We start from the raw sequence: 8,976 nt of genomic DNA, 5'->3' as shown, positions 1-8,976 counted from the left end.
GAAGCTAAGCCTCTCAGCGCCGATGGTACTGCAAGGGGGACCTTGTGGGAGAGTAGGACGCCGCCGGACTTAACGTATGAAAGATGTGGCCATCGGCCCTCCATCGAGAATTCGCAGGGGAAACCCTCGTTCTCGGTCGGGGCCGGTGGCCATTTCTGTTTCTGCCGCCGTTCACTCGACGCCGGCTCCGGTTCGTGATGGACTGGAGGCCGACGTCGGTTGACCGACGCGGCACCCAACACAACGACACAGCGGACGAACGCCCGAGGCACTGCACCGGGCACGCGATGAGGAGCAACGGTGGCGAACGACGACGATCAGCGGCGGAACGACGGGGACCGCGGAGATCGACCCCGACGGGACGGCGACCGGTTCCCGCGTCGCGACGGCGCTCCGCGTCGGGACGGCCAGAGCGATGGTCGTTGGTCGTCCGGTCCTCGTGAGTTCGAGCGGCGCGAAGGCGACCGTCGTGATCGTCCGCAGGGTGGAGACCGTCCGTTCCGAGACGGCGCACCCCGCCGGGACAGCGCTCCACGTCGCGATGGCGATCGTCCGTTCCGGTCCGGCGACCGGAACGACCGTCCGTCGTGGCAGGGTGACCGCGGTGACTCCGGCCGGCCGCCGCGCGGTGATGGTCCGCGCGGTGCCGATCGTCCGCGACGCGATGGCGATCGTCCGTTCCGTGGTGGCTCCGACCGCCCGGCTCGTGACGGTGATCGTCCGTTCCGTGGCGGGAGTTCTGACCGTCCGCGTCGTGACGGTGACCGCCCGTTCCAGGGTGGTTCAGACCGTCCGCGTCGAGATGGCGATCGTCCGTACCGCGGTGGATCGTCCGATCGTCCCGCTCGTGACGGCGACCGCCCCTACCGCGGTGGATCGTCAGACCGCCCGGCTCGTGATGGCGATCGCCCGTACCGCGGTGGCTCGGACCGTCCCGCTCGTGATGGTGATCGTCCGTACCGTGGCGGGTCGTCGGACCGGCCGCGCCGTGACGGGGACCGACCCTTCCAGGGCGGTTCTGACCGTCCGCGTCGCGATGGCGACCGCCCGTACCGCGGGGGCTCCGATCGTGCCGCTCGTGACGGAGACCGTCCGTACCGTGGTGGTTCGTCCGGCCGTCCGTACCGTGGTGGTTCGTCCGACCGTCCGGCCCGTGGTGGTTCGTCCGACCGTCCGTTCCGCGGGGGTTCGTCGGATCGCCCGGCTCGCGACGGCGGCGAAGACCGTCGTCGTTTCGGTGACGGCAGACGTCACGCCGGCGCCCGTTTCGGTGAGGCCGCGCGCGACGACTGGGAGGACCGCGACCCCTACGGCACCAAGTCGATCCGTCCGCGCCACGACGACCCGGAGATCCCCGAGGAGATCCAGGCGCGCGACCTCGACCCTGCGGCCCGGATGGAGCTGAAGACCCTCAGTAAGGACAACGCCGACTGGGTTGCGCGTCACCTCGTGGCTGCAGCGCTCTTCGTCGACGACGACCCCGAGACGGCCAACCAGCACGCCCTGAGTGCTGCTCGTCGTGCCGGTCGTGTCGGTGTCGTCCGCGAGACGGCCGCGATCACCGCGTACCGCCTCGGCGACTTCGCCACCGCGCTCCGGGAGCTCCGCACCTACCGTCGGATCTCCGGTCGCAACGACCAGCTGCCGATGATGGTGGACTGCGAGCGTGGCCTGGGCCGTCCGGAGCGGGCACTCGAGCTCGGTCGTTCGGTCGAGCGCTCGGCCCTCGAGACCCCGGTGCAGGTCGAGCTCGCGATCGCCATGTCCGGCGCTCGTCTCGACCTCGGGAATCCCACAGCCGCCCTCGGCGAGCTGGAGATTCCACAGCTCGACCCGTCCACCGCCTACACGTGGTCCCCGGCGCTCTACAGTGCTTACGCGGCCACGCTCGAGGAGCTCGGTCGACAGGACGAGGCCGACGAGTGGTGGGCCCGTGTGGACCGCGCGGCAGCGGCCCTCGCCGAAATCGCGGACGACAACGCTTGGGAGACAGTTGATGTGGTCGAGGAAACGCTCGAAGTCGAAGAACACGGAGACGCCGGAGACGACGCCGCCGATGACCTCGGAGCCGACGACGTCGCGACCGACGAACTCGACGGCGACGACGAATCCGCCGACGACATCGACGACGACCTCGATGACGAACCCGCCCTCGACGACCTCGACGACGACACCTCCGCAGCCGACGAGCCCGGCGAGATCGACGACGACAACCCCCGCGACGTCGACGGCTCCGCAGCCGGCTGAGCACTCGGCGGCCTTGACCGACGGCGTCGACGTGGTCCTCACCGACCTCGATGGCGTCGTCTACCGGGGCCGCAACGCCATCCCGCACGCGGTCGAAGCCCTGACCCGGGCGTCGCTCACGGCGCGGGTCGGCTACATCACGAACAACGCATCGCGCCGGCCGATCGACGTCGCCGAGCACCTCGAGCGCTACGGGCTCGAGGTGTCCGAGGGCGACGTCGTCACCTCGTCACAGGCTGGCGTCCAGCTACTCGCGACCCTGGTGCCGGCCGGAGCGACCGTCCTGGTCACCGGCGGGCTCGGGCTGTCCAGCATCGTCGAGGAAGCCGGGTTCACCGTCGCCTCGAGTGCCGAGGACTCCCCGGCCGCGGTCATCCAGGGCTTCTCACCGGACCTCGGTTGGAAGGAACTGGCCGAGGCCTCCTTCGCCCTGGCCGACCCGGACGTGCCGTGGGTGGCCACGAACATGGACTGGTCGATCCCGGTCGAGCGGGGCATCGCGCCCGGCAACGGCACGCTCGTGTCCGCCGTGCACCAGGCGGTCGGCCGGATGCCCGTCGTCGCCGGCAAGCCCGAGCGGCCGATCTTCGACACGGCGGTCGAGCGCTTCGGCGGCGGTCGGACGCTGTTCATCGGGGACCGGTTGGACACCGACATCAAGGGTGCGAACGACGTCGGGATCCCGAGCGTGCTCGTGCTCACCGGCATCGACAAGGCGAAGCAGGTGCTCGCGGCCGACCAGCGCTCGCGTCCCACCTACGTGCTCGAAGACCTCCGGGGGCTGTCCCAGCCGTACCCGGAGACGGTGCGGCGCGAGGACGAGGACGGCACCCGGTACGTGACCGTCGGGACTGCGACGGTGGCGATGCGCGGGCACGTCGTCCGGGTGCTCGACGCCGGGACGGACATCGATCGGCTCCGGGCCGGCTCGACGCTCATCTGGGAGTCCGAGTTGGCCATCTACGGCCTCGACGTGGACCCGCAGCTGTACGGCGGCGAGTAGCGTGTCGGACGTGCCGAACCCCGAGCAGCCGTCCGCCGAACCCGAGCAGCAGGACGCCTTCGCCGCGCGCACCGCCGAGGCCGAGGCCCTGCCGCTCGCCGACCGCGCCGACGCCTTCTCCGCCCTGCACGACGAGCTGCGCACGCGGCTCGAGAGCGGCGGCTCCGCGAGTGCCTGAGCCGGACGGAGCCGTGCACGACGCGACCCCGGTCCGCCTCGACGCCCTCCTCGCTGCACGCGGGCTCGCACGGTCGCGCACCGTCGCCAGCAAGCTGATCCAGGACGGCCGGGTGCTCGTGGGTGGCCGTGCCGTCCTGAAGCCGTCGACGCCGATCGCGTCCGACGCGGACATCGAGGTCGACGCCGCGGACGAGTGGGTCTCGCGTGCGGCCCGGAAGCTCGTCGGCGCACTCGACGCGTTCGACGTCGACCCCGCCGACCGGGTCGTGCTCGACGTGGGCGCGAGCACCGGCGGGTTCACCCAGGTGCTGCTCGCACGCGGCGCGCGCCGTGTCATCGCGCTCGACGTGGGGCACGGACAGCTGCACCCGACCATCGCGCTCGATGAACGCGTCGCCGTGGTCGAGGGGACGAACGCGCGGAACCTCACGCGCGCCGACTACCTGGCGCTCGACGGCACCGCCGCCGAGACGAGCCTGGTGGTGGGGGACCTGTCCTTCATCTCGCTCCGACTCGTCCTGCCGGCGCTGGCCGAAGCCGTCCCCGCGGACGAGTTCGTGCTCCTGGTGAAGCCCCAGTTCGAAGTGGGTCGTGGCGGTGTCCGCGAGGGCATCGTGCACGACGCCGGGCTCCGGAACGACGCGCTCATGAACGTGCTGTGGGCGGCGTGGGACCTGGGCCTCGGCACCAGTGGGCTCGCCGCGTCCCCGATCGTCGGGACACACGGCAACCACGAGTACCTGGCCCGCTTCCAGCGCGGTGTCGGGGGCAATCCGACAGAATGGAGAGTCCGGGCGACCGAACTCGCGGAAGGGTCTTCATGAGTGACGAACGGCACATCCTGCTCGTGTCCCACACGGGTCGCCGTGACTCGATCGACGCTGCGGTCGAGGTCTGCGACCTCCTGCACGCAGCCGGTCTCACGCCCGTCATGCCCTTCGACGAGTACGCCGACATCCGTCGTGCCGAAGCGTCGGTCGGCAAGGTCGACATCCTCGGCGTCGACGTCCAGCCGAACCAGCTCGAGATCGTCATCGTGCTCGGTGGCGACGGCACGATCCTCCGCGCGGCGGAACTCGTGCGGAACACCGGCGCTCCGCTGATCGGGGTGAACCTCGGGCACGTCGGGTTCCTGGCCGAGAGCGAGCGTGACGGCCTGTCCGAGACGGTCGAGCGCGCGCTGTCCGGCGAGTACAACGTCGAGGAACGCGTCACCCTGCAGGTCGACGTGGTCGTCGGCAACCAGATCGTCTACTCGAGCTGGGCGCTGAACGAGGCCACGATCGAGAAGGCCTCGCGGGAGCGGATGCTCGAGGTCGTCACCGAGGTCGACGGCCGCCCGCTGTCGTCGTTCGGCTGCGACGGCGTGGTCGTGTCGACCCCGACCGGCTCCACGGCGTACTCGTTCTCCGGCGGTGGCCCCATCGTGTGGCCGGACGTCGACGCGCTGCTCATGGTGCCGCTGAGCGCCCACGCCCTGTTCGCCCGACCGATCGTCGTCGGGCCGGACTGCACGCTCGCGATCGAGGTCCTGCGGCGCACGAGCGGCGTCGGTGTCCTCTGGTGCGACGGCCGACGGACCCACGACCTGCCCCCGGGCGCCCGAGTCGAGGTCCGGCGTTCGCCCGACCCGGTGCGGGTCGCCCGCCTCAAGGACGCTCCGTTCACGGACCGCCTGGTCGCGAAGTTCCAGCTGCCCGTCGCCGGGTGGCGCGGCCCCCAGAGCGACGAGGACGACCGATGAGCACGGAGGACGACCGATGATCGGCGTGGAAGGGCGCAGCATCGCTTCCGCCGGGTCAGCCGTGGCGCAGGGAACGACGGAGGACGACCGATGATCGAGGAGATCGCGATCCGCGACCTCGGTGTCATCGGTGAGACCACGCTCGAACTCGGGCCGGGCTTCACCGTCGTCACCGGGGAGACCGGTGCGGGCAAGACGATGATCGTCACCGCGCTCGGGCTGCTGCTCGGTGCGCGGGCCGATGCCGGCTCGGTGCGCCGCGGTGCGTCGAGCGCCGTCGTCGAAGGCCGCTGGCACGTCCCCGAGCAGGACGCCGTCGCCGAACGCGTCGAGGACGCCGGCGGCACCGTCGAGGACGGCGAACTCATCCTCACCCGCACGGTCTCCGCCGAGGGGCGCAGCCGCGCCACGGTGGGCGGTCGCAGTGCGCCCGTGGCGGTGCTCGGCGAGCTCGCCGACCAGCTCGTCACCGTGCACGGGCAGTCGGACCAGATCCGCCTGACCTCGGCCACGGCGCAGCGAGCTGCCCTCGACGGGTTCGGGGGAGCCTCGCTCGAGAAGGCCCTCGCCCGGTACGTCGCCGCGTACGACGCCTGGCAGCAGCACGCCGGTGACCTCGAGGTCCTGGTCCGCGACCGGGACGACCGTGTGGCCGAGGCCGAGCGGATCCGCGCGGCCTCCGACGAGATCGAGGCCGCCGACCCGCAGCCCGGCGAGGACGTCGAGCTGGCCGAACGCGCCGAACGGTTGGGCAACCTCGAGGAGCTCCGGTTGTCCGCTGCCCTGGCGCACGAGGCATTGTCCAGCGAGTCCCTCGACGGCGTCTCCGACGTCGTCGGCCTGGTCGAGTCCGCACGCCGTGCCGTGGAGCGCGTCGCGTCGTCGGACAGTGCCCTGCAGCCGGTGCTCGAGCAGCTCACGGAGCTCGGGATCCAGGCGGCCGAGGCCTCGGCGAGCATCTCGAGCTACCTCGGTTCCCTGGAACCCGAGGCCGGGCACGACCTCGAACTCATCAACGAACGCCGAGCCCTGCTGGCCGGCCTCACCCGCAAGTACGGCGAGACGGTGGACGACGTCATCACCTACGGACAGCGCGCGAGCGACCGGCTGCTCGAGCTCGACGGCGACGACGACCGGATCGCGGCGTTGCAGCAGTCGGTCGAGCAGGACGAGCAGGCGCTCGAGTCCGCCGCCGCCGCGCTCACGACGGCGCGCACCAAGGCGGCCACCGACCTGGCGAAGCGCGTGACCGCTGAGCTGAAGACCCTCGCGATGGGTGGCGCGACGCTGGTGGTCGAGGTCACCGACGCCGGCGAGTACCGCCGCCACGGCCGTGACCAGGTCACGATCCTGCTCCAGCCGCACTCCGGCACCGACCCCCGGCCGATCGGCAAGGGGGCGTCCGGCGGTGAGCTGTCGCGCGTGATGCTCGCGATCGAGGTCGTCATGGCCGGCAGCACCACGGTGCCGACGTTCGTCTTCGACGAGGTCGACGCCGGTGTCGGCGGGGCGGCGGCGATCGAGATCGGCCGACGGCTGGCGAAGCTCGCCGAGCGCACGCAGGTCATCGTCGTCACGCACCTGGCCCAGGTCGCGGCCTTCGCGAACAACCACCTCAACGTCGTGAAGGACGCCAGCGGGGCCGTCACGTCGTCGAGCGTGCGCCGGCTCGAGGGCGAGGACCGGCTGCAGGAGATGGCACGGCTGCTCTCCGGACTCGGTGACAGCGCCAGCGGCATCGAGCACGCCCGCGAGCTGCTCGACGTGGCCGGCCAGCGAGCCTGACGACCAAGCAGGCGGGTGCCGCCCGCCGACCCGGCCACGGCCCGAGGACCCAGCCACCCACCCGCGCAACGCCCACGGCGAACCGAGGTCGCGCCTCCCGGCAGTTCTGACGTACGATGGAATCCCGTGGCGGACACTCTCAGCGGCGGTACCAATTCTTCGAACTCGACCCCGAAGGTGACGAAGCAGATCTTCGTGACCGGCGGGGTCGTCTCGTCTCTCGGCAAGGGCCTGACGGCGGCCAGCCTCGGCAACCTGCTCACGGCTCGCGGCCTCAAGGTCGTCATGCAGAAGCTCGACCCGTACCTCAACGTGGACCCGGGCACCATGAACCCGTTCCAGCACGGCGAGGTCTTCGTGACCGACGACGGTGCGGAGACGGACCTCGACATCGGGCACTACGAGCGCTTCCTCGACATCAACCTGTCGCAGGCCGCGAACGTCACGACCGGTCAGGTGTACTCGACGGTGATCGCCAAGGAGCGTCGCGGCGAGTACCTCGGCGACACGGTGCAGGTCATCCCGCACATCACCGACGAGATCAAGCGCCGGATGCGCGAGCAGGCGCAGAACGACCCGCAGCCCGACGTCATCATCACCGAGGTCGGTGGCACCGTCGGTGACATCGAGTCGCAGCCGTTCATCGAGTCCGCCCGTCAGGTGCGGCACGAGCTCGGCCGCAACAACGTGTTCTTCGTGCACGTCTCCCTGGTGCCGTTCATGAACGCCTCGGGCGAGCAGAAGACCAAGCCGACGCAGCACTCCGTCGCCGCGCTCCGCTCGATCGGCATCCAGCCCGACGCGCTCGTGCTGCGCAGCGACCGCCCGGTGTCGGAGTCGAACAAGCGCAAGATCGCGCTGATGTGCGACGTCGACGAGGACGCCGTGGTGAACGCCGTGGACGTCCCCTCGATCTACGACCTGCCGACGCTGCTGAACAACCAGGGCCTCGACCAGGTCATCGTCGAGGCGCTCAAGCTCGACGCCGGTCCGGTCGACTGGACCGCGTGGACCCCGGTGCTGAAGGCCGTGCACGAACCGAAGAAGGCCGTCACGATCGCCCTGGTCGGCAAGTACATCGACCTGCCGGACGCCTACCTGTCCGTCACCGAGGCGCTCCGTGCCGGCGGCTTCGCGCACGACGCCAAGGTGACGCTGAAGTGGGTCGTGTCCGACGACTGCACCACGCCCGAGGGCGCGGCGAAGCAGCTCGGTGACGTCGACGGCATCTGCATCCCCGGTGGGTTCGGCGTGCGCGGTATCGAGGGCAAGCTCGGCGCGCTGAAGTTCGCGCGTGAGCAGGGCATCCCGACGCTCGGCCTGTGCCTCGGCCTGCAGTGCATGGTCATCGAGTACGCCCGCCACGAGGTCGGTCTGACCGACGCGTCGAGCACCGAGTTCGACCCGGAGACCTCCACCCCGGTCATCGCGACGATGGCGGAGCAGGTCGACATCATCGCCGGCGGCGACCTGGGCGGCACGATGCGCCTGGGCCTGTACCCGGCGTCGTTCACCGAAGGGTCGCTGGCCGCGGAGCTGTACGGTGCGCCCGAGGCCTCCGAGCGGCACCGTCACCGCTACGAGGTGAACAACAAGTACCGCGAGCAGATCGCGGACGCCGGCCTCGTCTTCTCGGGTACCTCGCCCGACGGCACGCTGGTGGAGTACGTCGAGCTCCCGCGCGACGTGCACCCGTTCTACATCGCCACCCAGGCGCACCCGGAGCTCCGCTCGCGTCCGACCGATGCGCACCCGCTGTTCGCGGGGCTCGTCGCGGCCGCGATCGAGCGCCACGAGGCGTCCAGCCTGTTCGACCCGCAGACCGAGGAGCAGGTCGCGTAAGCGCCGGTCTCCACGATCGGACGGGAGGCGCGGTGCCAGCTGGCACCGCGCCTCCCGTCCGTCCGGGGTCGCGTCCACGGCACCTGGTTCCGGACACGGAACCGCGGAACGACGCGGTGCTGTGTCCGGAACCTGGTTCCGATGGGGGCGTCAGGGGGGCGCGTGCTTGGATGGG

Annotated in this window: 7 protein-coding genes; all 7 read left to right on the top strand. The window is 70.9% G+C overall.

What is annotated here, in order from left to right:
* Positions 1–1,395: 1,395 nt before the first annotated feature.
* The 7 genes from DEJ03_RS17905 (at position 1,396) to DEJ03_RS08170 (ending at position 8,801) form a co-directional block, all read left to right on the top strand.
* Positions 1,396–2,247 carry a hypothetical protein gene (locus DEJ03_RS17905; protein WP_110864218.1) on the top strand — a complete coding sequence of 284 codons (852 nt, stop codon included), beginning with the start codon at positions 1,396–1,398 and terminating at the stop codon, positions 2,245–2,247.
* A gap of 13 nt (positions 2,248–2,260) precedes the next feature.
* A complete protein-coding gene (locus DEJ03_RS08190; protein WP_110864217.1) occupies positions 2,261–3,250 on the top strand; it encodes an HAD-IIA family hydrolase in 990 nt (329 codons plus the stop codon).
* Positions 3,251–3,260: 10 nt separating this feature from the next.
* Complete coding sequence (locus DEJ03_RS17900) at positions 3,261–3,428, top strand: hypothetical protein (RefSeq protein ID WP_181422652.1); 168 nt, start codon at positions 3,261–3,263, stop codon at positions 3,426–3,428.
* Positions 3,421–4,254 carry a TlyA family RNA methyltransferase gene (locus DEJ03_RS08185; RefSeq protein ID WP_110864216.1) on the top strand — a complete coding sequence of 278 codons (834 nt, stop codon included), beginning with the start codon at positions 3,421–3,423 and terminating at the stop codon, positions 4,252–4,254. Before DEJ03_RS17900 ends, DEJ03_RS08185 begins: the two co-directional genes overlap by 8 nt.
* A complete protein-coding gene (locus tag DEJ03_RS08180) occupies positions 4,251–5,174 on the top strand; it encodes an NAD kinase (protein WP_071245131.1) in 924 nt (307 codons plus the stop codon). Before DEJ03_RS08185 ends, DEJ03_RS08180 begins: the two co-directional genes overlap by 4 nt.
* A 90-nt stretch (positions 5,175–5,264) precedes the next feature.
* A complete protein-coding gene (recN, locus tag DEJ03_RS08175) occupies positions 5,265–6,959 on the top strand; it encodes a DNA repair protein RecN (protein WP_110864215.1) in 1,695 nt (564 codons plus the stop codon).
* 126 nt (positions 6,960–7,085) lie between these two features.
* Positions 7,086–8,801 (top strand): CTP synthase, encoded by a 1,716-nt coding sequence (locus DEJ03_RS08170; protein ID WP_110864214.1) that lies wholly within the window; start codon positions 7,086–7,088, stop codon positions 8,799–8,801.
* Positions 8,802–8,976 lie beyond the last annotated feature (175 nt).

Source organism: Curtobacterium sp. MCLR17_043 (genome assembly GCF_003224215.1).
Classification (GTDB): domain Bacteria; phylum Actinomycetota; class Actinomycetes; order Actinomycetales; family Microbacteriaceae; genus Curtobacterium; species Curtobacterium flaccumfaciens.
Note: the sequence above shows the minus strand (reverse complement) of the source record. Positions and strands in the feature narration are given on the sequence as shown.

Coding starts and splice junctions, on each gene's coding strand:
- DEJ03_RS17905 (WP_110864218.1), top strand. CDS start 1,396: ATGGAGCTGAAGACCCTCAGTAAGGACAACGCCGACTGGGTTGCGCGT.
- recN (WP_110864215.1), top strand. CDS start 5,265: ATGATCGAGGAGATCGCGATCCGCGACCTCGGTGTCATCGGTGAGACC.
- DEJ03_RS08180 (WP_071245131.1), top strand. CDS start 4,251: ATGAGTGACGAACGGCACATCCTGCTCGTGTCCCACACGGGTCGCCGT.